This window comes from Sphaerisporangium sp. TRM90804 (assembly GCF_029846175.1).
GTDB lineage: Bacteria > Actinomycetota > Actinomycetes > Streptosporangiales > Streptosporangiaceae > Sphaerisporangium.
Genome location: NZ_JARWAC010000011.1, coordinates 341,484 through 365,375, shown reverse-complemented (window position 1 = coordinate 365,375; position 23,892 = coordinate 341,484). Strand labels below are relative to the sequence as shown.

The 23,892-nt window shown below is 73.3% G+C and carries 22 protein-coding genes; 11 read left to right on the top strand and 11 right to left on the bottom strand.

Annotation, left to right across the window (positions count from 1 at the left end; translation table 11 throughout):
• The first annotated feature begins 45 nt into the window (after nt 1–45).
• Nucleotides 46–2,394: an ATP-binding domain-containing protein gene (locus PYR91_RS16520; protein WP_279780702.1), complete on the top strand. Its 2,349-nt coding sequence runs from the start codon at nt 46–48 to the stop codon at nt 2,392–2,394.
• Between the two features lie 73 nt (nt 2,395–2,467).
• On the opposite strand, the gene PYR91_RS16515 is transcribed toward PYR91_RS16520, so the two are convergent.
• From PYR91_RS16515 to PYR91_RS16500, 4 genes are read right to left on the bottom strand one after another with little or no spacing between them, the layout of a single operon-like run.
• Nucleotides 2,468–3,466, bottom strand: coding sequence for a LacI family DNA-binding transcriptional regulator (locus PYR91_RS16515; RefSeq protein ID WP_279780701.1), 999 nt, complete (start codon nt 3,464–3,466; stop codon nt 2,468–2,470).
• A gap of 20 nt (nt 3,467–3,486) precedes the next feature.
• Complete coding sequence (locus tag PYR91_RS16510; protein WP_279780700.1) at nt 3,487–4,362, bottom strand: carbohydrate ABC transporter permease; 876 nt, start codon at nt 4,360–4,362, stop codon at nt 3,487–3,489.
• The gene (locus tag PYR91_RS16505) at nt 4,362–5,321 is read right to left on the bottom strand and encodes a sugar ABC transporter permease (RefSeq protein ID WP_279780699.1); all 960 of its coding nucleotides are present in this window, start codon (nt 5,319–5,321) and stop codon (nt 4,362–4,364) included. The genes PYR91_RS16510 and PYR91_RS16505 overlap by 1 nt, the downstream gene beginning before the upstream one ends.
• Complete coding sequence (locus PYR91_RS16500) at nt 5,318–6,625, bottom strand: extracellular solute-binding protein (protein WP_279780698.1); 1,308 nt, start codon at nt 6,623–6,625, stop codon at nt 5,318–5,320. The genes PYR91_RS16505 and PYR91_RS16500 overlap by 4 nt, the downstream gene beginning before the upstream one ends.
• A 195-nt stretch (nt 6,626–6,820) precedes the next feature.
• Here PYR91_RS16500 and PYR91_RS16495 point away from each other — a divergent pair, with 195 nt between their 5' ends.
• On the top strand, nt 6,821–8,812 hold the full coding sequence (locus PYR91_RS16495; protein ID WP_279780697.1) for a beta-galactosidase: 1,992 nt from the start codon (nt 6,821–6,823) through the stop codon (nt 8,810–8,812).
• A 28-nt stretch (nt 8,813–8,840) separates the two neighbouring features.
• Nucleotides 8,841–9,962: an arabinogalactan endo-1,4-beta-galactosidase gene (locus PYR91_RS16490; protein WP_279780696.1), complete on the top strand. Its 1,122-nt coding sequence runs from the start codon at nt 8,841–8,843 to the stop codon at nt 9,960–9,962.
• A 163-nt stretch (nt 9,963–10,125) separates the two neighbouring features.
• On the opposite strand, the gene PYR91_RS16485 is transcribed toward PYR91_RS16490, so the two are convergent.
• From PYR91_RS16485 to PYR91_RS16475, 3 genes are all read right to left on the bottom strand, one after another.
• A complete protein-coding gene (locus PYR91_RS16485; protein ID WP_279780695.1) occupies nt 10,126–11,340 on the bottom strand; it encodes a hypothetical protein in 1,215 nt (404 codons plus the stop codon).
• Nucleotides 11,337–12,623, bottom strand: a complete 1,287-nt coding sequence (locus PYR91_RS16480; protein WP_279780694.1) for an MFS transporter — start codon at nt 12,621–12,623, stop codon at nt 11,337–11,339. Before PYR91_RS16480 ends, PYR91_RS16485 begins: the two co-directional genes overlap by 4 nt.
• A gap of 82 nt (nt 12,624–12,705) precedes the next feature.
• Nucleotides 12,706–14,094, bottom strand: coding sequence for a DNRLRE domain-containing protein (locus PYR91_RS16475; RefSeq protein ID WP_279780693.1), 1,389 nt, complete (start codon nt 14,092–14,094; stop codon nt 12,706–12,708).
• A 219-nt stretch (nt 14,095–14,313) separates the two neighbouring features.
• On the opposite strand from PYR91_RS16475, the gene PYR91_RS16470 reads away from it, so the two are divergent.
• Entirely contained in the window at nt 14,314–15,231 is a 918-nt protein-coding gene (locus PYR91_RS16470) for a TIGR03619 family F420-dependent LLM class oxidoreductase (protein ID WP_279780692.1), read from the top strand.
• A 60-nt stretch (nt 15,232–15,291) separates the two neighbouring features.
• Here the strand turns inward: PYR91_RS16470 and PYR91_RS16465 are convergent, their stop codons facing one another.
• The gene (locus PYR91_RS16465) at nt 15,292–15,744 is read right to left on the bottom strand and encodes a helix-turn-helix domain-containing protein (protein ID WP_279780690.1); all 453 of its coding nucleotides are present in this window, start codon (nt 15,742–15,744) and stop codon (nt 15,292–15,294) included.
• 77 nt (nt 15,745–15,821) lie between these two features.
• Between PYR91_RS16465 and PYR91_RS16460 the strand changes: the two genes are divergently transcribed.
• Complete coding sequence (locus PYR91_RS16460) at nt 15,822–15,953, top strand: hypothetical protein (protein WP_279780689.1); 132 nt, start codon at nt 15,822–15,824, stop codon at nt 15,951–15,953.
• A 14-nt stretch (nt 15,954–15,967) separates the two neighbouring features.
• Nucleotides 15,968–16,618 carry a DsbA family oxidoreductase gene (locus PYR91_RS16455; RefSeq protein WP_279780780.1) on the top strand — a complete coding sequence of 217 codons (651 nt, stop codon included), beginning with the start codon at nt 15,968–15,970 and terminating at the stop codon, nt 16,616–16,618.
• Nucleotides 16,619–16,715: 97 nt separating this feature from the next.
• Here the strand turns inward: PYR91_RS16455 and PYR91_RS16450 are convergent, their stop codons facing one another.
• Nucleotides 16,716–17,861, bottom strand: coding sequence for an ROK family transcriptional regulator (locus PYR91_RS16450; RefSeq protein ID WP_279780688.1), 1,146 nt, complete (start codon nt 17,859–17,861; stop codon nt 16,716–16,718).
• Nucleotides 17,862–18,010: 149 nt separating this feature from the next.
• Here PYR91_RS16450 and PYR91_RS16445 point away from each other — a divergent pair, with 149 nt between their 5' ends.
• The 5 genes from PYR91_RS16445 (at nt 18,011) to PYR91_RS16425 (ending at nt 22,441) form a co-directional block, all read left to right on the top strand.
• Nucleotides 18,011–18,964: a glutamate ABC transporter substrate-binding protein gene (locus tag PYR91_RS16445; protein ID WP_279780686.1), complete on the top strand. Its 954-nt coding sequence runs from the start codon at nt 18,011–18,013 to the stop codon at nt 18,962–18,964.
• Between the two features lie 13 nt (nt 18,965–18,977).
• Nucleotides 18,978–19,622, top strand: coding sequence for an amino acid ABC transporter permease (locus tag PYR91_RS16440; protein WP_279780685.1), 645 nt, complete (start codon nt 18,978–18,980; stop codon nt 19,620–19,622).
• Complete coding sequence (locus PYR91_RS16435) at nt 19,619–20,473, top strand: amino acid ABC transporter permease (RefSeq protein ID WP_279780684.1); 855 nt, start codon at nt 19,619–19,621, stop codon at nt 20,471–20,473. The genes PYR91_RS16440 and PYR91_RS16435 overlap by 4 nt, the downstream gene beginning before the upstream one ends.
• Before the next feature lie 208 nt (nt 20,474–20,681).
• Complete coding sequence (locus tag PYR91_RS16430; protein ID WP_279780683.1) at nt 20,682–21,620, top strand: asparaginase; 939 nt, start codon at nt 20,682–20,684, stop codon at nt 21,618–21,620.
• Nucleotides 21,621–21,847: 227 nt separating this feature from the next.
• A complete protein-coding gene (locus tag PYR91_RS16425; protein ID WP_279780681.1) occupies nt 21,848–22,441 on the top strand; it encodes a hypothetical protein in 594 nt (197 codons plus the stop codon).
• Between the two features lie 45 nt (nt 22,442–22,486).
• Here the strand turns inward: PYR91_RS16425 and PYR91_RS16420 are convergent, their stop codons facing one another.
• Nucleotides 22,487–22,912: a nuclear transport factor 2 family protein gene (locus PYR91_RS16420; RefSeq protein WP_279780680.1), complete on the bottom strand. Its 426-nt coding sequence runs from the start codon at nt 22,910–22,912 to the stop codon at nt 22,487–22,489.
• A gap of 311 nt (nt 22,913–23,223) precedes the next feature.
• Nucleotides 23,224–23,883 (bottom strand): response regulator transcription factor, encoded by a 660-nt coding sequence (locus PYR91_RS16415; protein ID WP_279780679.1) that lies wholly within the window; start codon nt 23,881–23,883, stop codon nt 23,224–23,226.
• Nucleotides 23,884–23,892 lie beyond the last annotated feature (9 nt).

Below are 23,892 nucleotides of genomic sequence, written 5' to 3'. Positions count from 1 at the left end.
CAGTCTCATCCTGCACAGCTCTCCCGGTAGGAGTATATCACACTCATGGAGCGTCGCGATATCGACTCCGCTCGTGCCGAAGCCCTGCGAACCGAACAACGGCATGTCTCCCTGGTGTACACCCGTCTGGACGCCGCGCGCGCCCGCGCCGAGACCGCACTGAGCGAGGAGCACGGGCGCGGAGCCCCGGGCGGCACGCGCCAGGCCCGCGTGGAACGCGAGGTGTCGGCCGGCGAGCACGCCCGGCGCGTCGCCCAGCTCTCCGGCGTCGAACGCGGGCTGTGCTTCGGCAGGATCGACGACACCGACGGCGAGACGTACTACATCGGCCGCGTCGGCCTGCGCGACGCCGGCAACGAGCTGGTCCTCATCGACTGGCGCGCCCCCGCCGCCCGCCCGTTCTACACCGCGACGCCGAGCGACCCCGGCCCCCTGGTGCGCCGCAGGCATGTGCACACCCGGGGCCGCACCGTCGTCGGCCTCGACGACGAGGTGTTCGACCTCGCGCGCATGAGCGAGCCCGACCGGCGCGCGCTGGTCGGCGAGGCCGCGCTCATGGCCGCGCTCCGTCGCGGCCGCACCGGGCGCATGGGCGACGTGGTCGCCACCATCCAGGCCGAGCAGGACCAGGTGATCCGCTCCGGCCTGGCCGGCGCCCTGGTCGTCCAGGGCGGGCCCGGCACGGGCAAGACCGTGGCCGCCCTGCACCGCGCCGCCTACCTGCTCTACGCGCACCGCGACACGCTGGCGAAGCGTGGCGTGCTCGTCGTCGGCCCCAACGCCGTCTTCCTGCGCTACATCGGCCAGGTGCTGCCCTCGCTCGGCGAGACCGACGTGGTGCTGACCACGGTGGGCGAGCTGCACCCGGGCGTGCGCGCCACCGCCGACGACGATCGGGCCGCGGCGGCCGTCAAGGGCGACCCGCGCATGGTCGCGCTCGTCAAGGCGGCCGTGCGCGACCGCCAGCGCCTGCCGGACGGCGACCTGGAGATCCTGATCGACGTCAAGACGTCGATCAGGGGCGGCGTCGAGGTCGTGGTGGAACGGATGGCGCTGACGCTGGACCACGCCACCGCCGTCCGCGCCCGCGACCGGGCCCGCGCCGTGCGCAACCCGCACAACATCGCGCGCAAGCTCTTCGTCGACGAGGCGCTCACCGCCCTCGCCCACGACGAGGCCCGGCGGCTCGACCACGAGCTGGACGCGGAGGAGCTGCGCCACGCGCGGGCCGCGCTGTGGAGCCAGCCGCCGGTGCGCCGGGCCCTGGACGGCCTGTGGCCGGCGCTGACGCCCGAGCGGCTGATCTCCGAACTGCTCGCCGACCCCGGCGCCCTGCGCTCGGCGGCCTCCGTCCCGCACCCGGACGACCCGGGGCGCCCGCTGCTGGGCGACGAGGAGTGGAAAGCCCTGCTGCGGCCGCTCGACGCGCCGTGGACCACCGGCGACGTCCCGCTGCTGGACGAGGCGGCCGAGATCCTCGGCGAGGACGACACGGCGGCCAAGGAGGCGCGGCGGCGGGCCGAGCGCCGTCGCCGCGCCGAGGAGCGGTACGCGCGCGGCGTGCTGGAGATCACCGGCGTCGCCGAGCTGGACATGACGGACGCGGCCCGGCTCGCCGACCGGCACGAGTCGGACGGCCCCGTCCCGACCACGGCCGAGAGGGCGGCACGCGACCGCGAATGGGCGTACGGGCACGTCATCGTGGACGAGGCGCAGGAGCTGTCCGCGATGGCCTGGCGCACGATCATGCGGCGCATCCCGACGCGGTCGCTGACCGTGGTCGGCGACGTCGCCCAGACCGGCTCGGCGGCCGGCGCGGGGTCGTGGGCCGAGATGCTCGACCCCTACCTGAAGGGCCGCTGGCGCGAGGCCCGGCTGCTCGTCAACTACCGGACGCCCGCCGAGATCATGGAGGTGGCCGCCGACGTGCTGGCGGCGGTGGCGCCCGGCCAGGCGCCCCCGCTGTCGGTGCGCGACGACGGCGACCCGCCGCGCGCCGTGCCGGTCGGCCGCGCCGACCTCCCCCGGGTGCTTCCGGCCCTGGTGCGGTCGGAGCTGGCCGAGATCGGCGACGGCCGGCTGGCCGTCCTGGCCCCCGACGCCCGGCACGACGAGATCGCGGCCCTGCTGCCGGACGCGGCGTCCGTGCTGACCCCCGACGCGCTGGACCGCCCGTCGGTGGTGCTGACCGTGGCCAGGTCGAAGGGGCTGGAGTTCGACTCGGTGGTCGTCGTCGCGCCCGACGAGATCCTCGCCCAGTCGCCCAAGGGTGGGCAGGACCTGTACGTCGCCGTCACCCGGGCCACCCGGCGCCTGACGGTCGTCCACCACGAGGCCCTGCCGCCCATGCTGGCGAAGCTGGCGAAACCGGCCGGACCGGCCTCGTCCGGCTGACGTCCCTGATGCGGCGCGCCTCGAACGGCCGAACATCCGGGGCGTGACGGCGACCCCGCCGATCACCGTGTGGTCAGGCCGACTCCCGGACGACCAGCGTGGTGGGCAGTATCACCGGCCCGTCCGGACGCTGCCCGTCGATCTGGGCGAGCAGCAGGCGCACGGCCTCCTCGGCGGCGCGGGCCACCGGCTGGCGGATCGTGGTCAGCGGCGGATGCGTGGAGACGGCCACCGAGGAGTCGTCGAAGCCGCCCACCGCGACGTCCTCGGGCACCCGGCGGCCCGCCATGCGCAGCGTGGACAGCGCGCCGGCGGCCATCAGGTCGGAGGCCACGAACACCGCGTCGAGGTCGGGGGTGTCCTGGAGGAGGCGCGCCATGCCGCTCTCGCCGCTGAGCTGCGTCCAGTCGCCGTGCGTGATCAGCTTCTTGGACGCCTTGCGGCCGAGCACGTCGGTGAAGCCCTCAAGCCGCTGGATGCCGCCGGGCGTGTCCATCGGCCCGGTGATCGTCGCGATCCTGCGGCGGCCCTGCTCGACCAGGTAGCGGGTCATCTGGCGCGCGCCCTCGCGGTCGTCGGCCGCCGCGTAGGGGATCTGGCTCTCGCGCCCGATCACCGCGCCCTGCGCCACCGCGGGCACGCCGAGCTCCACCAGCACGTCGACCATGCGGTCGCCCGCGTGCGTGGACAGCAGGAACACGCCGTCGGCGTGGCCGCCGCGCACGTAGCGGATCACGCGCTCGCGGTCGCCGTCGTCGCCGGCCATCATCAGCACGAGCGAGACGTCGCGCGTGGCCAGCCCTCGGATCGCGGTGCGGATCGTCGTGCTGTAGTTGGGGTCCTCGAAGAGCTTCTCGTGCGGTTCTGACAGCACCATGACCACCGAGCCGGTGCGCTGGGTGACCAGGCTGCGCGCGGTGCGGTTGAGGATGTAGCCGGTCTCGGCGATGGCGCGCTCGATGGCCATGCGCGAGGCGGTGCTGACGTATCGATCGCCGTTGAGCACGCGGGAGACGGTGCCCCGCGAGACCCCCGCGGCCGCCGCGACGTCGTGGATCGTCGGCCGTTTCATACCGTGGATTCTCCCCGAGGTTACGACTTCAGCGCCCCTCCGGCCAGGTCGGTGCGCCAGTGGCGCTGCATGGTGAGGAAGAGCGCGACGAGCGGGACGAGCGAGATGAGCGTCCCGGTGATGATCAGGTTGTACAGGGCCGGCTGGTTGGCGCCCGCCGCGAGCAGAGTGTAGAGGCCGACCGTCAGCGGGAACTTCGCGTCGTCGCCCAGCATGATGAACGGCAGCAGGAAGTTGTTCCAGATGGCCGTGAACTGGAACAGGAAGATCGTCACCATGCCGGGCAGCATGAGCGGCAGCGCCACCTTGCGCATCAGCAGCCAGTGCCCGGCGCCGTCGATGCGCGCGGCCTCCAGCAGCGCGTCCGGCACGGCCGCCGCCGCGTAGATCCTGGCCAGGTAGACGCCGTACGGGCTGAGGATCTGCGGCAACAGCACCGACCAGTAGGTGTCGGCGAGGCCGAAGGACGAGAACAGCAGGTACTGCGGGATCGCGAGCACGACGGCGGGCACCAGGACGCCCCCGATCAGCACGGTGAAGATCAGGTTGCGGCCCGGGAAGGCGTACTTCGCCAGCGCGTACCCCGACACGGTGGAGACCGCCGTCGACAGCAGCGCGCCGCCTCCGGCGTACAGGACGGTGTTGGCCAGCCACAGCCAGAAGACCCCGTCGCGGTAGGCGGCCAGGTCGGCGATGTTGGACAGCAGCCCCGTGCCGGGCACGAAGGTCGAGGTGGAGAACAGCTCGGCCTTCGACTTGGTCGCGGCCACGACCACCCAGCTCACCGGCAGCAGGCAGTACAGCGCGCCGAGCAGCAGGATCGCGGTGGGCACGACGGCGCCGGCCCGGGAGGCGCGCGGCGCCGCCGTCCGCCCCGGCACGGTGGTGGCGGCCATCAGCCCTCCCCATAGGCGCGGTCGCGGACGACGCGTAGGAATCCGAACGACAGCACCAGCGAGATCACGGCGATCACGATCGACGTGGCGGCGGCCGAGTACAGGTCGCCGGTCACGAACGCGTCCCGGTACACCTTCATCAGCGGGCTCCAGGTCGAGCTGATCGTGTTGGTCAGCGGGCGCAGCGCGGTGGGCTCGGTGAACACCTGCACGGTCGCGATGATCGAGAACACGGTGGTCAGGATGATCGCGGGCAGCAGGATCGGCACCTTGATTCGCAGCGCGATCTGGACCTCCGAGGCGCCGTCGATGCGCGCGGCCTCGTAGTAGCTCGACGGCACCGCGCGCAGCGCCGTGTAGAGCACGAGCATGTTGAAGCCCACGCCTCCCCACACCGCGATGTTGGCCATCGACACCATCACCGTGCCGGTGCCCAGCAGGTCGACGTCGAGCACCTGGCGGATCGGGCTCAGGCTGGGCAGGTAGAGGAACCCCCACAGCAGCGTGGCCGCCACCCCCGGCACCGCGTACGGCAGGAAGATCGCGACGCGCGAGAACCGGGCGAGCCGTACGCGCGCCGAGTCGAGCAGCAGCGCGAACAGCAGGGCCAGCGTGAGCATCACGGCGAGCACGAGCAGGCCGTAGCCGAGCACCCGCAGCCACCCCGCCCACAGCTCGCCGTCGCCGATCGCCGCCGTGTAGTTGTCCAGGCCGGTGAAGATCTCCCGGCGCGCGCCCTTGCCGAGGCCGAGGCCGGACACCTTGGTGCCGCGCACGCTCAGGTAGACGGTGTAGCCGATCGGCACCGCCAGGAACAGCGTGAACAGCAGCATCGCCGGGGCCAGGAACAGGTACGGCGCGGCGGTGGCGCGCCGCTCGCGCGCCGGGGCGCGGCGCCGCCGGGGCGCGGGTTCCGGTAGCCGTTCCGGAGCGCTGAGCGCGGCGGGCCGAGCGCTCATCGGGCGAGCTGGAAGCCGGACTTGCGCATGTCGGCGACGGTCGACTCCTGCACGGTGGCGAGGGCCGAGGAGAAGGACGACTTGTCGCGGACGGCCTTGTCGAAGGCGTCCTTCCACGCGCTGTAGGCGACGTTCACGTTGGGGCCGAAGGTGAACCCGCGCGCGGTCGCCGCGATCGTGGTGGCCTGCTGCCAGAAGTCCTCCTGGTTGGAGAAGTACTCGGGCGCGCTGCCGAGCCGGCTGCCCGCGTCGCTCACCGCCGGATAGATGGCGGCCTCGCTCACCAGCATGCCGACCGCCTCGGGGTCGGTGTTGAGCCAGGTGGCGAACTTGACGGCGGCCGCGCGGTTGGGGGACTTCTCCGCGACGGCGGTCGAGGAGCCTCCCCAGAAGCCGCTGAAGTTCTCGCCCTCGCTCCACTGCGGCAGCGGGGCGATCGCCCACTTCCCCTTGCCCTTGGGGGCGTTGGTCGACAGCACGCCCGGCCCCCACACGGCCGACGGCCAGCTCAGCAGGGTGCCGTCGTTGAGCGCCTTGTTCCACTCGGGCGTGAAGTAGGGCTGGTCGTCGATCACGCCCTCCTTCACGAGCCCGCCCCAGTAGTCGGCCACCTTCCTGGTCGCGGGGTCGTCGACGGCGACCTTCCACGACTCGCCCGCGATCGACCACCACTGGGCGCCGGCCTGCTGGGCCAGGCCGGCGAACGCGCCGGGGTCCTTGCTGGAGAAGGTGCCGAGGAACACCTTCGGGTCCTTCTCGCGCACGGTGCGGGCGGCCTGCGCGTACTGCTCCCACGTCTTCGGCACCTCGACGCCGTACTTCTTCAGCAGGTCCTGGCGGTAGTAGAGCATCATCGGGCCGCTGTCCTGCGGCAGGGCGTAGACGCCCTCGGTGCCGAGGGTGACCATGCGCCAGATGCCCTCGGAGAACTCAGCCTTGGCCGACGCGATCTCGGCGCTGAGGTCGGCGACCGCGTCGGCCGCGACGAAGGACGGCAGCATCTGGTACTCCGCCTGCACCAGGTCGGGCGGATTGCCCGCCTTGGCGGCGGTGAGGAACTTCGCGGCGGCGTCGTCCCCGCCGGCCTGCTTGCTGACCGTCACCTGGATGTCGGGGTTCTTCGCGTTCCACGCGGCCGCGATCTTGTCCATGTTGGGGGCCCAGGTCCAGTAGACCAGCTTCACCGGGCCCGCGGCGGCCGTGGTCGTCTGCGGGGCGGGCTCCGCGGAGGAACCGCCGCCGGAGCAGCCGGCGGCCAAGGCCGTGGCGAGAACCGCGGCCATCGTGGCCGCGAGACGGTTCATGCGCATACGTTCCTCCGAGGCGGGGTTCGCCGGTGCGGCTTTCTGTGAACGTTCACAGAGTGGGAGCCCATGCTCTGGCCTGTCAATGACCCGTTACGGCCTTGTTAACTGAACCTTTCATGAGGTCTGTCCCGAATCGCCGCTTCGTGTTCTACTGTGCACGTTCACAGAGCAGATCCACCGAGGGGGAACGCGGTGCCCGGCTATCCCGAGCTGCCTGAAGGCCTCGCCTACGGGGGCGACTACAACCCCGAGCAGTGGCCGGAAGAGATCTGGCACGAGGATGTGCGCCTGATGCGGGAGGCCGGCGTCACGCTGGTCAGCCTCGGCATCTTCAACTGGAGCCTGCTCGAACCCGCCGAAGGCACCTACGACTTCTCGGCGCTCGACCGCGTCATCGACCTGCTGCACGCCGGCGGCGTCCGGATCGACCTCGCCACCCCGACCAGCTCTCCGCCCGCCTGGTTCAGGAGGAACCATCCCGGCTCCCGGCTGGTCGACCGTGAGGGGCACGTCACCGGCGGCGCGTCGCGGCACGGCTTCTGCCCCAGCTCGCCCGACTACGCCGCCGCCTCCGAGCGCATCGCCCGCAGACTGGCCGAGCGTTACGGCGACCACCCGGCCGTGGCCATGTGGCACGTGCACAACGAGTACGGCTGGACGAACGCCCAGTGCTACTGCGAGACCTCCGCCGCCGCGTTCCGCGGCTGGCTGCGCGCGCGCTACGACGGCGAGGTCCAGCGGCTGAACGCCGCCTGGGGCACCACGTTCTGGGGGCTGACCTACGGCTCGTTCGAGGAGGTCGAGCCGCCGCGCGCCGGCGCCGTCGGCCAGCTCACCGGGCTCCAGCTCGACTACGCGCGCTTCAGCGTGGACGCGCACCTGGCGAACTTCCGGCGCGAGCGCGAGGCCATCCGCCCGCACAGCGACCGCCCGATCACCACCAACTTCATGATCCCCGCCTGCAAGCCCATGGACTACTGGCGGTGGGCCGGCGAGGTCGACGTCGTCGCCAACGACCACTACCTGACCGCCGCGCGCCCCGACGGGCACATCGAGCTGGCCATGGCCGCCGACCTCACCCGCTCGGTCGCGGGCGGGCGGCCGTGGATGCTGATGGAGCACTCGACGGGCGCGGTCAACTGGCAGCCCCGCAACCTGGCCAAACGCCCCGGCGAGATGCGCCGCAACAGCCTCACGCACGTGGCCAGGGGCTCGGACTCGGTGATGTTCTTCCAGTGGCGCGCCTCACGCCAGGGCGCGGAGAAGTTCCACTCCGCGATGGTGCCGCACGCGGGCACCGACTCCGACCTGTGGCGCGACGTCGTCGGGCTCGGCGACGACCTGCGCCGGCTCGCCGGGGTGCGCGGGTCGGCGGTGAGCGCCGAGGTCGCGCTGCTGTGGGACTGGGAGTCGTACTGGGCGCTCGAACTCGAATGGCGCCCGTCCGTCGACCTGTCGTACCGGGAGCGGATGGAGGCGTACTACGAGGCGCTGTGGCGCGAGCACGTCACGGTCGACTTCGCCCACCCCGCGGGCGACGTCTCCGGATACCGGCTGGTGGTGGCCCCCAGCTCCTACCTGCTGACCGAGGCCGCCGCCAAGAACCTCCACCGGTACGTCGAGGCCGGCGGCCACCTGGTCGTCTCCTACTTCTCCGGCATCGTCGACGAGCACGACGTCACCCACCCCGGGCCGTACCCCGGCGTGCTGCGCGACGTGCTCGGCGTGCGGGTCGAGGAGTTCCACCCCCTGCCCGAGCACGGCACCGTGCGGCTCGACGGCGGCGAGCAGGGACGCGTCTGGTCCGAGCGGGTGCGCCCGGCGGGCGCCGAAGCGGTGCGCGCGTTCGCGACCGGCCCCGACGCCGGCCACCCCGCGGTGACCCGGCACCCGCTCGGCGCGGGCAGCGCCTGGTACGTGGCCACCGCCCTGGACGGCACCGCCCCCGCGAGCGGGCTGCGCGAGCTGCTCGGCGCCGTGCTCGACGGCGCGGGCGTGGCCAGGCGGCGCGACCTGCCCGAGACGGTGGAGCTCGTGCGCCGGGGAGCCCACACGTTCGTGATCAATCACGGCGACTCCCCCGTCACGGTCCCCGGCGTCACCGGCACCGCCGTGCTCGGCGGCACCGGGCACGGCGGCACCGTCACCGTCCCCGCGGGCGGCGTCACGGTCGTACGGCACTGACGGTTACACCCGATTGGAGGCACAGACCATGCGAAGGCCCCTGCCTGCGCTGCTGGCGGCGTTACTCGCCGCCGTCGCGCTGACCGCCCCCGGTGGCACGGCGCACGGGAGCTCGGCGCCCCGCGCGCCGGTCGTCCGCGGCACCGACGTGTCCAGCCTGGCCAAGTCGGAGGCGCTCGGCGGCGTCTACCGGTACGCCGACGGCCGGCGCGGCGACGCCCTGACGATCCTGCGCGACGGCGGCGTCAACCACATCCGGCTCAAGGTCTGGGTGAACCCGGCCGACGGCTACAACACCAAGACGCAGGTGCTGAGCGTCGCCCGGCGGGCCAAGGCGCTCGGCATGGGCCTGCTCGTCGACTTCCACTACTCCGACTCCTGGGCCGACCCCTCCAAGCAGAACAAGCCGGCCGCCTGGGCGTCCCTGTCGTTCAACCAGCTCAAGCAGGCCGTCTACAACCACACTGCCGACGTGCTGGGCGCGCTGAAGGCGCAGGGCACCACGGCCGACATGGTGCAGGTCGGCAACGAGCTCAACGGCGGGCTGCTGTGGCCGGACGGCCGCTACGACAACTGGCCGGGCATGGCCGGGCTGCTCAACGCCGGCTACGACGCGGTCAAGGCGGTGTCGAGCTCGACCAAGGTCGTGCTGCACCTGGCCGACGGCGCCGACAACGGCCTGTACCGCTGGTGGTTCGACACCGCCGCCACCCACGGCGTGCGCTACGACGTCATCGCGCTGTCGTACTACCCGTTCTGGCACGGCACGCTGGAGGCGTTCCAGTACAACCTGAACGACGTGGCCAACAGGTACGGCAAGCCGGTGATCGTGGCCGAGACCGCGTACCCGTTCACCACCGCCGACGACGACGGCTGGGCCAACATCATCGGCTCGGCGGAGCCCTACCCGGGCTACCCCGCCACCACCAGCGGCCAGGCCGCGATGACCCGCCGCATCCTGGACATCGTGCGCGCCGTCCCCAACGGCCGCGGCCTGGGCGTCTTCTACTGGGAGTCCACCTGGACCGGCGTCCGCGGCAACGGCTGGGACCCCGCCGACCCCTCCTCCGGCAACGGCTGGGAGAACCAGGCCCTGTTCGGCTACGACGACCGCGCCCTGCCGGCCCTGCGCACCCTCGGCACCGGCTGACCCGCCCCACCGCCCGCCACCGCCCCCACGCGGTGGCGGGCGCCGCACCGCCGCATGTGGTGCCGGGCACCGCACCGTCCCAGGCGGTGGCGGGCGCCATACCTCCCGGCCTGAACCCGGGGCACCGGCCCCCGCCTTCGGCGCACCGCCCCGGCCGGCGGCGTCACGGCCCGCCGGGCGGCGCCTCCACCGAGGGGGAGTTGGCCCCGGGCACCAGCAGCCGCGGCCGGCCGGTGCCGTCGGCCGGGACGGCCCACACGTCGTTGACGCCGTCGCTGCGCTGCAGCCCGTAGGCGAGGGTCCGGTCGTCGAGCCAGGCGGCCTGGTCGTCGACGCTGCGTGTCTCGGCCAGCGCGAGCACCTCGCCGGTCGCCACGTCCATCACCGAGAGGCGCCAGCCTCGGGCGGGGTCTCCGCCGACGGCGGCCTTGAACGCGATGCGGGTGCCGTCCGGGGAGAGCGAGGGACACTCCACCCGATCGGCCACGGTGCGCAGCGTCCTGGCCGTGAAGTCGCCCTCGACCAGGTAGCGGTGGCCGCCGGTCGACATGGTCGCGTAGAAGCGGTTGTCGTCGCCCGCGAAGGTCACCCCCCACACGTTGACGTCGGCGGCCCGGTACGGCCGGCCGTCGACGGTGAGGGCGAACTCCTCCAGGGAGCCGGCCAGCGCGCCGGTGCGGGTGTCCAGGATGCCGGCGCGGGTGGAGTACCCGCTGGCGGCGTAGGAGTGCCCGTCGACGAACAGCGTCCAGGCGACCATCCGGCCGCTCGCCGACACGCGCAGCCGGTTGGGGAAACCGGTCAGCGGGATCGACCGGCGCTCGCGCAGGTCGCGGTCGAGCACGGCGAGCCGCGTGCCGCCGAGCGGGTCGACCGGGCGCAGGCAGCCGATGGTGCCCGCGGCGGCGTAGGCGCGGTCGCACCGCTGCGCGGTGAGGGTCCTCGGGCCGTCCGGCCTCTGGAGCGGGACGGCCGACAGCACGCCGTTGCTCAGGACGCGCAGGCTCGCCCCGCCGGCGCCGGGCCGGGCGCCCCCGTCCGGGCCCGGCCCGGGTGGGGGCGGGGGACCGCCGGCCCGGGTGATGAGGAGGTACACGACCACGGCTCCGGCCAGCACGACGGCCGCCCCCGCGGCGAGCACCAGCCGCCCCAGCCCACCCAGCCCACCCGGGCCACCGCCTTCGGCGGGGACGCCGGGTTCGGCCGGGCCACCGCCTCCGGCCGGGCCACCGGATTGCGCCGGGGCGCCGGGTTCGGCCGAGCCGGTCGTAGGGCTCGGATTCTCCCGCGTGACCGGTTCGACCGGCGTGACCGCCTCCACGGGCGTGGCCTGCTGAGCGGGCCCGTCCGGCGGGGGCGTGGGTTCCGGGGCGCTCATGCGGCGGCCTCCAGAGGGCCGCGCCCGCCGGTCGTCCCGAAGAGCAGCGCGAACGTCGCCGCCACCGCGACGAGCGCGAGGGCCACGGCCAGCCCGACCGCGACGGCGGGCCCCCAGAACTGCCAGGCGAGGCCGAACAGCACCGAGGAGCCGAGGTAGGCCAGGGCCTGCCCGGTCTGCACCAGCGCGAGGCCGGTCGTCCGCAGCCCCTCGGGGATGAGCGGCCCGGCCAGCGCCATGAGCACGCCGTCGGTGGCCGCGTAGAACACGCCGTACAGGGCGAGCACGGCGACGACGAGCGGCCACCCGCCCACCGGCCCGAGCAGCGCGAGGTACACCAGGATGAGCGCGCCGTAGCCGCCCAGCGTCACCCACAGCCGCCCGACCCGGTCGGCCAGCGCCCCCAGCGGCGCGGCGAGCAGCAGGTACGCCAGGCTGGTCCCGACGGCCAGCACCGGGAACCACCCGAGGGACAGCTCCTCGCGGCGCTGGAGCAGCAGGTACACGAAGCCGTCCCCGATGGTCGCCAGGCCGAGCGCGCACGCCGCCACCAGCAGCCGCCGCAGGCCGGGGACGCGCAGCAGCCCGGCCGCCCGTCGCGGCGACACCACGGCGGCGGACGGCGGCGCGGCCGGCCCCCGGTGGTCGCGGACGAACAGCACGAGGATCACGACGCCGAACGCCGCGACGCAGAAGCTCGTGACGAAGACCGCGTCGTAGCGCTGTCCGGCCACCGCCAGCACGGCGAGCGCGACCAGCGGCCCGGCGAAGGCGCCGACGCCGTCCATCATTCGGTGCACCCCGAAGGCCCGGCCGAGGTGCGCGGGCGGGGTCGAGAGCGTGATCAGGGCGTCCCGGGGCGCGGTGCGCAGCCCCTTGCCCGCGCGGTCCGCGGTGATCGCCAGCCCGATCCCGGCGATGGAGCCGCCGGCGGCGAGCAGCCCCAGCTTGGCGACCGCCGACAGGCCGTAACCGACGCCGGCCACGGCCTTGCGCCGCCGCACGCGGTCGGCGAGGTAACCGCCCGCCAGCCGGAGCAGCGCCGTGGCGCCGGTGTAGGCGCCGTCGATGACGCCGTACGCGGCCGGGCTGAGCTGCAGCCCGACGACGAGGTAGAGGGGCAGGATCGCGGTGACCATCTCCGAGGAGACGTCGGTGACGAGGCTGACGGTGCCGAGCGCGAACACGTTGCCGCCGACCACCGTCCACCGGCGCCGCGCGGCCGGGCCGGCGGCGACGGGGGCGGCGCCGCCCCCGGGGCGGCCGATCGTGGACAGGTACACAGGGCGCACACCTTCCCGAGGTGGGGGTGCCGCGCCCGGCGTGCGCGGGCACGCCGGACGCGGAGCGGGCCGACGTCTGCCGTCAGTGGCAGGCGGTGGTGCCGCCGTCGGTGAAGGACTTGCCGGCCTGGGGCACGAACTGCCAGGTGTAGCCGCTCGAATGCAGGGTGAACTTGATCACGCCGAAGGTGTTGTTGTTGCGCACCTGGCTGTTGGCCAGGATCGTGCCGAACCCGTAGAAACCGGCGCCGCCCGTCCCGACGACGAAGTGCCGGATGCCGCGCGCGTTGTCGAGCTGCCCGGCGGGGTTGATCGGCGCGAACCGCTCGTAGTGGTGGTTGTGGCCGGTGACGATGACCTCGGCGTTGTAGTCGTACAGCGCCTGCACCAGCGGCCCCACCGCCGTGTAGGGCGCGTGGTTGGCGCCGGAGGTGAAGCGCGGGTGGTGCCAGTAGGCGATCGTGCATGGCTTGCCGGCGGCGGCGAGGTCGGAGCGCAGCCAGCGTTCCTGCGCCGAGCCGGCGCCGCAGCCGCCGATCGCCGAGCAGTTGGAGTTCAGCGCCACGACGTGCCAGTTGCCCAGGTCGTAGGAGTAGTACCCCTTGCTCGGGTCGCCGGCCGCCGCGCCGAAGTAGCCGTAGTAGCCCGAGGCGCCGGAGGTGTTGTACTCGTGGTTGCCCGGCACCGGGCGCGTGCGCGACCTGTGCCGGCCCCAGGTGGGCGCGTAGTAGTTGGCGAAGTCCGACGCCGAGCCGTTGTTGTAGGCGTCGTCGCCGGTGGTGAACACCGTGCCGGGGATGCCGTCCAGCAGGTTGGCGGTCGCGGTGTCACCCGAGCCGGAGTTGGCGATGTCGCCCGCGCCGACCAGCACCGGGTCTCCCGAGGGCGGCGGCGTCGTGGAGCCCGTGGTGATCACGAGCTGCGGCGCGGTGGAGCCGGTCTCCCGCGCGTCGAAGTCGGCGCCGTCGGTGCTGGAGGAGGTGACGCCGAAGCTGTAGGCGCCGTTGCCCTTGACGTGGGCGGTCACGTCGACCTCGTACCAGGCGTTGCGCGTCACCGAGCCGATCGAGCCGAGGGTGGCGCCGTCGATGGCGGGCTGGTTGTTCCAGGTGACGCCGGTCTCCGACCACGTGGTGGTGCTCATGGCCCTGAACGTCCCGCCGCTGCCGCTCTCGGCGCCCGAGACGTCGTCGGTGTGGACTCGCAGCTTCGCGGCGGTGACCGTCCCGGACACCCCCGAGACGTCGAACCTCAGGAACATCCGCTTGACGGGCGAGCCGTCCACGCCGAGCTGCCCGGACGTGCCGTGGTTGGTGCCGGTCGCGGAGTCGTCGACGTAGGTGTCCGCCGTCGCGGCGACGGTGGTCGCCGCCGACGCGACCGTGGCGTCACCCACGACCGCGACGACGGTGCCGGCGACCAGACCCGCGGCCGCGAGAACCGCGGTGATCCCGGTGGTGCGTCTGAACATTCGGGGCCTTCCCCTATTCGGTTGTGTTCTGGGGGCCCCTCGGACGTTAGGCAGCTCCACGTACTTCGGGCTGACGCGCCGACGGTTCCGGGGTGACCGCCAGGTGAATACGGACGACCGGCCCCGGCGTTGATCTAGTGTCGTCCGGGACGCCGCGCACGGCCGCCGGCACAGGGCCGCGGCGTCCCGGCAGCGTCACCGAGTCGAGGGAGCCACCGCATGCGCATCGGGTTCGCCGTACCCCAGTACGGCGTCTTCGCCGATCCCGGCCTCATCACCGAGGTCAGTCGCGACCTGGAGGACATGGGCTACGACAGCCTGTGGGCCGGCGACCGCGTCATCGGCCCGCTGTCGCCGAGCGACCCGTATCCCAGCGTGGACGGCGTCATGCCGCCGCAGTACGCCACGTGTTTCGACCCGCTGTCGGCGCTGACCCTCGCCGCCCTCGCCACCCGCCGGGTGCGGCTCGGCACGAGCACGCTCAACGCGCTGTGGCAGCCGCCGATCATGCTCGCCCGCAGCCTGACCTCGCTCGACCTGCTCAGCGACGGGCGGCTCGACGTGGGCATCGGCCTCGGCTGGCTGCGCGACGAGTACACCGCCGTCGGCGTGCCGTGGGAGCACCGGGGCGCGCGGCTGGAGGAGACGCTCGACCTGATGGAGAAGCTCTGGACGTCCGAGGTGGTCGAGCACGACGGGCCCAGGTGGACGGTGCCGCCGTCCCATGTCGGCCTCAAACCCCGTCAGAAGCCGCGCCCGCCGATCCTGCTCGGCGGATTCTCCCCCGGCGCCCTCGAACGGGTGGGGCGCCGCGCCGACGGCTGGCTCGGCGCCGCCATGCCGCTCCCCTACCTCACGGCCCTGTGGGGCATGGCCCAGGCCGCCGCCGAGAAGGCCGGCCGCGACCCGTCGAGCCTGCGCCTGGTCCTGCGGGCCAACACCGAGGTCACCGACCGCCCCGCCGGCGCCGACCGCGCCCCCGCCACCGGCACCGTCCCGCAGATCTGCGAGTACCTCAGGACCACGGCCGATGCAGGCGCCGACGAGGTCTTCATCGACCCCCAGACCACCACGTCCTCCCGCGCCGAACTCCTCGACACCGCCGAGGCCTTCATCACCGAACTGCGCACCCCCTGACGCGACGGCCGGCCGGGCCCCGCCGGCCCCATGCGGTCGCCGGCGGGCCGGACGCCGGCCTCAGGAGTCGGCGGCGCCGGCCTCCCGGTCGTGGCGTTCGCGGGCGGTGCGGATGGCGTCTCGGTGGGTGGTGGCCCAGGTGTTGAGGGCCGAGAGCGGGATCAGGAGGGTTCGGCCCAGTTCGGTGAGCTCGTAGTCGACGCGGGGCGGGACGGTCGCGTACGGGGTGCGGGACACCAGGCCGTCGCGTACCAGGGCGCGCAGGGTGAGCGTGAGCATGCGCTGGCTGATGCCCTCGACGGCGCGGTGGAGCTCGCCGAAGCGGTAGGGCTGGCGGCCGAGGTGGACGATGATCAGCACGCTCCACTTGTCGCCGACCCGGTCGAGGACGTCGCGCACGGGGCAGTCGTCGGTGAGCTCGAAGCCGGCGGCCACGGCTGACGACGACGGGGAGGCGCCGGGCTCGGAGTCGTCCGCGAGGGCCTTGGGCACATGGGGGTGCGTGACTGACATGAAAGTGCCTCCTTCCGCCTGACCTCAATACTCACGCATCATGGGGTTACGCACAAGAAGTAACCAAGGAGGTCTTGATGCGCGAGTCCACACCGGCGGCGGCATGGCCGTACGCCGTGGCCGAGGAGCCGGTCGCCGCGGCGCCGGGGCTGGTGACGCTGGGATCCGAGGACGCCCCGGCGTGCTCGGGCGAAGGCTGCCCGCTGTGAGCGGGGGCGGGCCGATGCGGGTCGAGGTGTGGTCCGACATCGTGTGCCCCTGGTGTTACCTCGGCAAGCGGCGGCTGGAGAAGGCGCTGGCCGGGTTCGAGCACGCCGGCGACGTCGAGGTGGAGTGGCGCAGCTTCCAGCTCGACCCCTCGTTTCCGAAGGGGCTCGGACAGCCCGTCTACGAGGCGCTCGCCAGGAAGACCGGGGCCACCGCCGCGCAGGTCCGCGGGATGACCGAGCACGTCAAGGCGCTGGCGGCCGAGGAGGGCCTGGCGTACGACTTCGACCGGTCGGTCATGGCCAACACCTTCGACGCCCACCGGCTGACCCACCTCGCCAAGACGCACGGCATCGGCGCCGAGATGCACGAGCGGCTCATGCGCGCCAACCTGGTCGAGGGCGAGGTCGTCGACGACGCCGAGACGCTCGTCCGGCTCGGCGCGGAGGTCGGCGTCCCGGCCGGGGAGGCCCGCCGCGTGCTGGCCGGCGACGCGTACAGCCGCGAGGTCATGGAGGACGTCAACCAGGCGCGGGCGCTCGGCGCGACCGGCGTGCCCTTCTTCGTGCTCGACCGCACCTACGGCATCTCCGGCGCGCAGCCCGTCGAGGCGTTCCTCGGCGCCCTGCGCACCGCCCGGGAGCACGCGGCCACGAGGGCCGGCTGACCGTCTCCCGGCCCTCCTGGACGAGATCGAAACCCCCAAGCACCACCGCCGCCGCTTCACCGTCGCCTACTGACGGCCGGGCCCTCGCCCCCCGGCCTCAGGGGCGGGGGGCGGTCTGCTCCACCCAGGCGTCGGCGAGGACGGCGTCCAGCAGGAGGGAGCCGGCGCCGAGGATGGCGGCGTCGGGGCCGGCGCGGGTGACGTCGATCTTCAGGTCCCGGGTCGCCAGGGGCAGGCAGCGTTCGTAGACCGCGCCGCGGACGGCGGCGATGAGCTGTTCGGCGGCCGACAGGCTGCCCCCGATGACCACGGCGTCGGGGTTGAAGAAGTTGACCAGCGCGGTGAGCACGTCGCCGATGAGGCGGCCCGCGCCGCGCACGAGGTTGGTGGCCTGCGGCACGCCGTCGGCGGCCAGGTCGGCGATGCGCGAGGGGTGGGCGACCTCGACGCCCTGGGCGGCCAGCGCGGCCATCAGCGCGGCGCCGCTGGCGTACGCCTCCAGGCAGTCGGAGTGGCCGCACGAGCACATCACCGAGGCGTCCGCGCGTACGCGGACGTGGCTGATGTCGCCGGCCGCCCCGCGGCCCCGGTGCAGCCGGCCGCCGGCGATGATCCCGCACCCTATGCCGGTGCCGACCTTGAGGACCATGAGGTTCTCGCAGCCGGGCCAGGCCAGGTACTCCCCCGCGGCCATCAGGTTGGCGTCGTTCTCGACGAGGATCGGGACGCCGAAACGGGCCGACAGGTGCGCGCGGACCGGGTACTCGCTCCAGCCCGGCATGCGCGAAGGCGAGATGACCGTGCCCTCGGCCGGGTCGACGGGGCCGGGGACGCCGATGCCCACGCCGCGCACGGGCAGCCCGTCGCCCCGCGCCGCGACCAGCTCCTCCAGCCGGTCGCAGATCCAGTCGAGCGTGGGCTCGGCGCCGGCCGCTATGTCGCAGGGGTGCTCGACGACGGCGAGCGGCGTGCCGCTGAGGTCGGCGAGACCGAGGCGGACGTGGTGGCTGCCGAGGTCGGCGATCGCCAGGAGCCCGGCCTGGGGCGCCAGCCGCAGTCGCCGGGGACGCCGGCCTCCCCTGGAGGCTCCCGCGCCCTCCTCCTGGAGCAGCCCGGCCTCGATCAGCTCCTCGACCCGCAGCGAGACGCTCGACGGGGCGAGGCCGGAATGCCTGGCGAGATCGGCGCGTGACTCCGCGTGGCCGAGGGCGACGAGTCGGAGGAGCTCACCTTTGCCTGGCACAGGGAGATGCATACCACGGCGTGACTTAATCCGGCAATGTGTTGACTTACGTCGATATCGGCCCCTAAAGTCCGTAAACATTCGATTCCGAATGAAGTCGAATGGTAAGGCCGTCCCCAAGGGCGGCTCTGCGAGGAATGGAGTTGGTGATGGTGCACGCTCCCGCACTGTCACGCATGCGCCGCGCGGCGCTGACCGTGGCTGCCGTCGTGTCGATGAGTGCAATGGCCGCGTGCTCGGCCGAGGGCGGCTCCCCCGCCGTACCCCCCGGCGCGGGCGCCCCCGAGACGGCCGCCGCCGACGCCTTCGCGAACGCCCCGGTCGCCGCGGCCTCGGAGATCCTTCCCGGCTCGACGATGGAGAAGATCAAGCAGCGCGGCGAGCTGATCGTCGGCGGCTCGCTCGACGCGCCCCTGCTCTCGCAGCAGAACCCCGTGACCGGGCAGGTCGAGGGCTTCGACGCCGACCTCGGCAAGATGCTGGCCAAGTACATCATCGGCCGGCCCAAGGTGAAGATCGTCAACTCGGCGTCGGAGACGCGCGAGGCGCTGCTCTCCAACGGCACCGTCGACGTGGTCTTCCAGACCTACACGATCACCCCGGAGCGGGCGGAGCAGGTCGCCTTCGCCGGCCCGTACTACACCTCCGGCCTCGCCGTGGCGGTCAAGAAGGGCATCACGGGCATCACCAAGCCCGAGGACCTGGACGGCAAGACCGTCATCGCCGGCGCCAACACCCCGGCCATCCCCGCCATCAAGAAGGTCGCGCCCAACGCCGAGATCGTCACCTTCGGCAGCGACCCCGAGTGCGTGCAGGCGCTCAAGCAGGGCCGGGGCGTCGCCTACGTGCAGGACCAGTCGCTCCTGGTCGCCAACGGCAAGAGCGACCCCGACCTGCAGGTGGTCGGCGAGCCGTTCACGACCGACCCGTACGGCATCGGCCTCAAGCACGCCGACGACCAGATGAAGACGTTCGTCAACGGCTGGCTGAAGAAGATCCAGGACGCCGGCCTGTGGCAGCAGGCGTGGAAGAACTCGATCGGCACGGTCGTGCAGGGCGAGGCCCCGGCGCCGCCCGCCATCGGCTCGGTCCCCGGATCGTAGGCGGCCGTCCCCGATGGACGCCCTGTCCGGCAACCTCCCGGCACTGTGGGACGGCCTGGTCGTCACACTGCGGCTCACGCTGCTCGCGCTCGCGGGGGCGTTCGCGATCGGCGCCGTCGTGGCCACGGCGCGTGTCAGCCCGGTTCCCGTGCTGCGCGCCGCCGGGACGGTCTACGTCGAGACGCTGCAGAACATCCCCCTCCTGGTCCTGCTGATCCTGGCCGTCTTCGGACTGCCGGAGATCGGCGTCCAGGCGGGGCTGTTCACCACCGCCGTGGTGGTGATCGCGCTCTACCAGGCGGCCTACGTCGCCGAGGCGCTGCGGTCGGGGATCAACTCGGTCGCCGCCGGGCAGGGTGAGGCGGCGCGCGCCCTCGGGCTGACCTTCACCGCGTCCCTGCGGCACGTGGTGCTGCCCCAGGCGCTCGCCACCGTCGTCCAGCCCCTCGGGAACATCGTCATCATGCTCACGATGAACACCTCGCTGGCCGCCGCCGTCGGCGTCGTGGAGCTGACCGCCGCCGCCAACCGGGTCAACCTCATCGAGGCGCAGCCGATCCCGATCTTCGTGGGGGCGGGCGTGGCGTACATGCTCCTGGCGTCGGTCGCCGGCTACGTCACCGGCGTGCTGGAGCGCAGGCTGGCGATCGTCCGATGACGAACCTCATGGCCTTCGCCCGGGGGAAGGGGCTCGCCGCGGCGAAGGGGGGCGCGCCCGCCCGCCTGCTGTTCGACGAGCCGGGGCCGCGCGCGCGGCGCCGCATCCGCGTCGCCACCGTCGTCGCCTCGCTCGCCGTGCTCGCGCTGCTGCTGCTCGCCGTGCGCCAGTTCGCCGCCGCCGGCCAGCTCGACGCGGCCCGCTGGCAGCCGTACGCGACCTGGCCCATGTGGCGCTACCTGCTGAACGGGCTGTGGTCCACCCTGCTGGCGGCCGTGGTGTCGGCCGCGCTGGCCATGGCCGGCGGGCTGGTGCTCGCGCTCGGCCGGCTGTCGTCGCGGCGGCCCGTGCGCTGGGCGTCGGCGGCGTACATCGAGGTCGTGCGGACGGTCCCCGCGCTGCTGCTGGTGTACGTGGTGCTGTTCGCCCTGCCCAGGTACGGCCTGGACCTGCCGCTGTTCTGGAAGCTGGTCGTGCCGCTCGCGGTCTCCAACGCGGCGGCGTTCGCCGGCATCTTCCGCGCCGGCGTCCTGTCGGTCGACCGCGGCCAGACCGAGGCCGGGCTGGCGATCGGCCTGACCCGCGGCCGGACGATGCGCATGATCGTGCTGCCGCAGGCCGCCCGACGGGTGCTCCCGTCGATCGTCAGCCAGTCGGTCGGCCTGCTCAAGGACACCTCCCTCGGCTTCGTGGTCAGCTACGCCGAGCTGCTGTACAGCGGCAAGGTGCTGGCCAACTACAACCACCTGCTCATCCAGACGTACATCGTCGTCGCGCTCGTCTACCTCGTGGTCAACGCGTCGCTGTCCAAACTGGCCCGCACGCTGGAGTCCCGGCAGGCGCGGGCATGAGGCTCGTTCGCCCCGAGACGCACGAGCCGCCGGCCGAGGCCGTCCCGCGAACCTCCCCTGCCGCGACGGGTACGCTCCCCCGGCCGAGGCCGTCCGCAGGACCGCCGCGCGCCCCGAAGGACCCCGGCATGGACGCGGCCCCGGCCCTCGTCGCCGTAAGTGCCGTATGTGACGTGAGTAACGCGCAGTGAACCAGAAAGGCCCCAGTATGTACGCGCCCCTGGCGGAGGTCGTCCGGTCGGGTTTCACCGAGAGCGTCCACTTCGGCAGCGTCGCCGGCCTGGCTCCGGACGGCCGCCTCGCGCTCGCCCTGGGCGCGCCCGACGCCCCCATGCTCCCGCGCTCGTCGGCCAAGCCCTTCCAGGCCCTGGCCTGCCTCACCTCCGGCGCACCGCTGGCGGGCCCGAGCCTGGCGATCGCGGCGGGCAGCCACACCGGCGAGGACCTCCACGTCACGCTGGTCACCGGGATGCTCCACGAGGCGGGGCTGGACCTCTCCGCCCTGCGCTGCCCGGCCGACTGGCCGGAGGACGGGGCGACCCGGGCCGCCCTGATCCGCTCGGGTGAGAGCGCCTCCCGGGTGCGCATGAACTGCTCGGGCAAGCACGCCGCGATGCTGGCGGCCTGCGCCGCGTCGGGCTGGGACACCGCGTCCTACCTCGACCCCGGCCACCCGCTGCAGCAGCGGGTCCGCACGGCCGTCCAGGACCTGTCGGGCGAGAAGACCCCGCACACGGCGGTCGACGGCTGCGGCGCGCCCCTGTTCGCGATGACCCTCACCGGCCTGGCCCGAGCCGTCCGCTCCCTCGCGACCGCCGCGCCGGGCAGCCCCGAGCGCGCGGTCGCCGACGCGATGCACCGCCACCCCGAGTACGTCGGCGGCACCGGCCACCTCAACACCGAGCTGATGCGCGCGCTCCCGGGCTCGATCGTGAAGGGCGGCGCCGAAGGCGTCCTGGTCGCGGCCACGCCGCACGGGCACGCCGTCGCCGTGAAGGTCATCGACGGCGGCCCGCGCGCCACGTCCGCCATCGCCCTCGCCGCCCTGTCCGCCCTGGGCGCGGACGTCACCGGAGCCGAGGCGTACACGACCGTCCCGGTGCTGGGCGGCGGCCTTCCCGTCGGCGAGATCCACCCCACCCTCTGAACCGCCTCCCCGTCGGCGAGACGCACTCACTCTCTGAGCAGCCTCCCGCGACACCGGGAACCACACCGAGCGTGCGCCTTGCCCCGGGGCCCTCCGGCGCCCCGCTGTAACCGTACGACGCCCGGGCTGTGACCGCGCCGGCGCCGGGCTCAACGCGTGCGGAACCGGCCGTGGAACGTGACCGCTGACACCTCCACTGGATCTTGCTCGTGCGCGAGAATCAAGCCATGCGGGACCCCGAGGACACCTTGGCGGCGATAGACGACGTCATCGCCGACTGGCACGGCAGCGAAGACGCCATGGTGTGGACCGCCACACCCCCCAAGCGCCCCGACCCCGCCACCCCCGGGCCCGCGCGCAGACCAGCCGAAGGCTTCGTGGAACGCGGGGCCGCGCGGAGCACGATCGAAACCCCCGAGGAGCCGGGGGCCACGCGAAGGCCGGCGGAAGGCCACGCGAACCCCGGGGCCGCGCGGAGGCCGGCGGAGCGTGCCGTGGCGGGGCAGGCCGCGCCGCGGCAGGCCCGCCCCGTCGCCGCGGCGTTGTTGCACGGGGTCGCCCAGTGGGCGCGGTCACCGGCCGTACTGCGAATGGTGGAGTTCGCCAACACCGCCGAGGGACACGCCGTCATCGGGGCGAGCGAGCACGGAGAAGTCCACCAGGCGTGCAACTGCCTGTGCCGGCACCGGCACGGCGACCGCGCGGGCATCTGCGAGGGCACGGCCGTCGGCGTACTCCCCTGCGAGACCCCCACCGCCGGCCTGGTGAACGTCCCCATGTGCCGCCCCTGCCTCAACGCCGCCCCCATCCCGGCGACCTGACACGGCCGCACCGGCCGCACGGCGCGCCGTCTGCGGCGTGCGAGGTCAGCCGCGTTTCGCGGGGGGCCAGCCCGTGCCCCAGCCTCCCTGGACCATCGTCTGGAACGCCCATCCGCCCTCGGTGCGCACCAGGAGGTCGGCGTAGTGCATGGTCTGGGGCTCGTTCTCGATGGTCATCGTCGCCGTGGTCTCCACCAGCACCAGGTTCTGGCTGATGAAGCGCGGCGTGCGCTTCGACCGGAGGCCGAGCCCGGCCGTACCCTCGCCCATGGTCTCCCGCATCGCCTCGACGTACTCCTCCCGCGACCACTGGCGCACGGCCGCGTAGGCGCCGGGCACGTCGGTGACCAGGTTCATCGGGAAGACCGCCAGATCGGCGAGCCGCTCGATGGCGCCGCGGTCGGCCAGCGAGTCGTACTCCGCGAACCACGCCTCGATGCTCTTCAGTTCCTCGTCGCTCGGCTCGTACACCCGCGTCCTTCCTGTCGTCCCAAACTCCGTACAATGTATATTATACAGCGTACGGAGTGATGTCGCGCGGACGGCGACCGGCTCCCTCGCTACCGTGATGCCCCATGACGGACTGCGAGCAGGACACCGGTCGGTCAGACCGAGAAGCCGCTGGTCAGCGAGGGCGCACCACGGCGCCTTCGGCCGCCGAGCCGCCCCTCGCGTAGAGCGCGACGCCGCCATGAAGATCATCGCGCGTTCGGGCGGGCCACCGCTTTCTCACGCCGACGGGCCCGCCGCAAGGGCGTCCGGAGCGGTCCGCCCGAAGGGGCTCAGTCGCGGGAGACGCTGACCGTGCCGGACTCGTAGGCGGCGATGACCAGTTGGGCGCGGTCGCGGGCGTCGAGCTTGGTGAGCAGGCGGCCGATGTGGGTCTTCACGGTGGCGAGGCTGAGCTGCAGATGGGCGGCGAGCTCGGTGTTGGACAGGCCGCGGGCGATCAGGCCCAGGACCTCCCGCTCGCGCTCGGTGACGCCGTCCAGCGCGACGCGGCGGGGCGGGTCGGCACGGCGGGCGAACTCGGCGATCAGGCGGCGGGTCACGGTCGGGGCGAGAAGCGCCTCGCCGGAGGCGACGACCTCGATGGCCGACAACAGGCCGGCGGGCGGGGTGTCCTTGAGCAGGAAGCCGCTGGCGCCCGCGCGGAGCGCCCCGTAGACGTAGACGTCGAGGTCGAACGTGGTGAGCATGAGCACCCGCACTCCGGACGTCTCCGGCTCGCCGCAGATGCGGCGGGTCGCCTCGATGCCGTCCATCTCGGGCATCCGGACGTCCATCAGCACGACGTCGGGCCGCTCGCGCCGGGCCAGCTGTACGGCCTCGGCCCCGGTACTCGCCTCCCCGACCACGACGAGCCCCGGGGCGGTCTCGACCAGCACCTTGAAACTCCCCCGGAGCAACGCCTGGTCGTCGGCGACGAGCACGCGGATCACGAGGCCTCC

Bases quoted from the DNA above. Each gene is read 5' to 3' on its own strand.
- PYR91_RS16520 (WP_279780702.1), top strand. From the start codon at position 46: ATGGAGCGTCGCGATATCGACTCCGCTCGTGCCGAAGCCCTGCGAACC.
- PYR91_RS16515 (WP_279780701.1), bottom strand. From the start codon at position 3,466: ATGAAACGGCCGACGATCCACGACGTCGCGGCGGCCGCGGGGGTCTCG.
- PYR91_RS16510 (WP_279780700.1), bottom strand. From the start codon at position 4,362: ATGGCCGCCACCACCGTGCCGGGGCGGACGGCGGCGCCGCGCGCCTCC.
- PYR91_RS16505 (WP_279780699.1), bottom strand. From the start codon at position 5,321: ATGAGCGCTCGGCCCGCCGCGCTCAGCGCTCCGGAACGGCTACCGGAA.
- PYR91_RS16500 (WP_279780698.1), bottom strand. From the start codon at position 6,625: ATGAACCGTCTCGCGGCCACGATGGCCGCGGTTCTCGCCACGGCCTTG.
- PYR91_RS16490 (WP_279780696.1), top strand. From the start codon at position 8,841: ATGCGAAGGCCCCTGCCTGCGCTGCTGGCGGCGTTACTCGCCGCCGTC.
- PYR91_RS16485 (WP_279780695.1), bottom strand. From the start codon at position 11,340: ATGAGCGCCCCGGAACCCACGCCCCCGCCGGACGGGCCCGCTCAGCAG.
- PYR91_RS16475 (WP_279780693.1), bottom strand. From the start codon at position 14,094: ATGTTCAGACGCACCACCGGGATCACCGCGGTTCTCGCGGCCGCGGGT.
- PYR91_RS16470 (WP_279780692.1), top strand. From the start codon at position 14,314: ATGCGCATCGGGTTCGCCGTACCCCAGTACGGCGTCTTCGCCGATCCC.
- PYR91_RS16465 (WP_279780690.1), bottom strand. From the start codon at position 15,744: ATGTCAGTCACGCACCCCCATGTGCCCAAGGCCCTCGCGGACGACTCC.
- PYR91_RS16460 (WP_279780689.1), top strand. From the start codon at position 15,822: ATGCGCGAGTCCACACCGGCGGCGGCATGGCCGTACGCCGTGGCCGAG.
- PYR91_RS16455 (WP_279780780.1), top strand. From the start codon at position 15,968: ATGCGGGTCGAGGTGTGGTCCGACATCGTGTGCCCCTGGTGTTACCTC.
- PYR91_RS16445 (WP_279780686.1), top strand. From the start codon at position 18,011: ATGGTGCACGCTCCCGCACTGTCACGCATGCGCCGCGCGGCGCTGACC.
- PYR91_RS16440 (WP_279780685.1), top strand. From the start codon at position 18,978: ATGGACGCCCTGTCCGGCAACCTCCCGGCACTGTGGGACGGCCTGGTC.
- PYR91_RS16435 (WP_279780684.1), top strand. From the start codon at position 19,619: ATGACGAACCTCATGGCCTTCGCCCGGGGGAAGGGGCTCGCCGCGGCG.
- PYR91_RS16430 (WP_279780683.1), top strand. From the start codon at position 20,682: ATGTACGCGCCCCTGGCGGAGGTCGTCCGGTCGGGTTTCACCGAGAGC.
- PYR91_RS16425 (WP_279780681.1), top strand. From the start codon at position 21,848: ATGCGGGACCCCGAGGACACCTTGGCGGCGATAGACGACGTCATCGCC.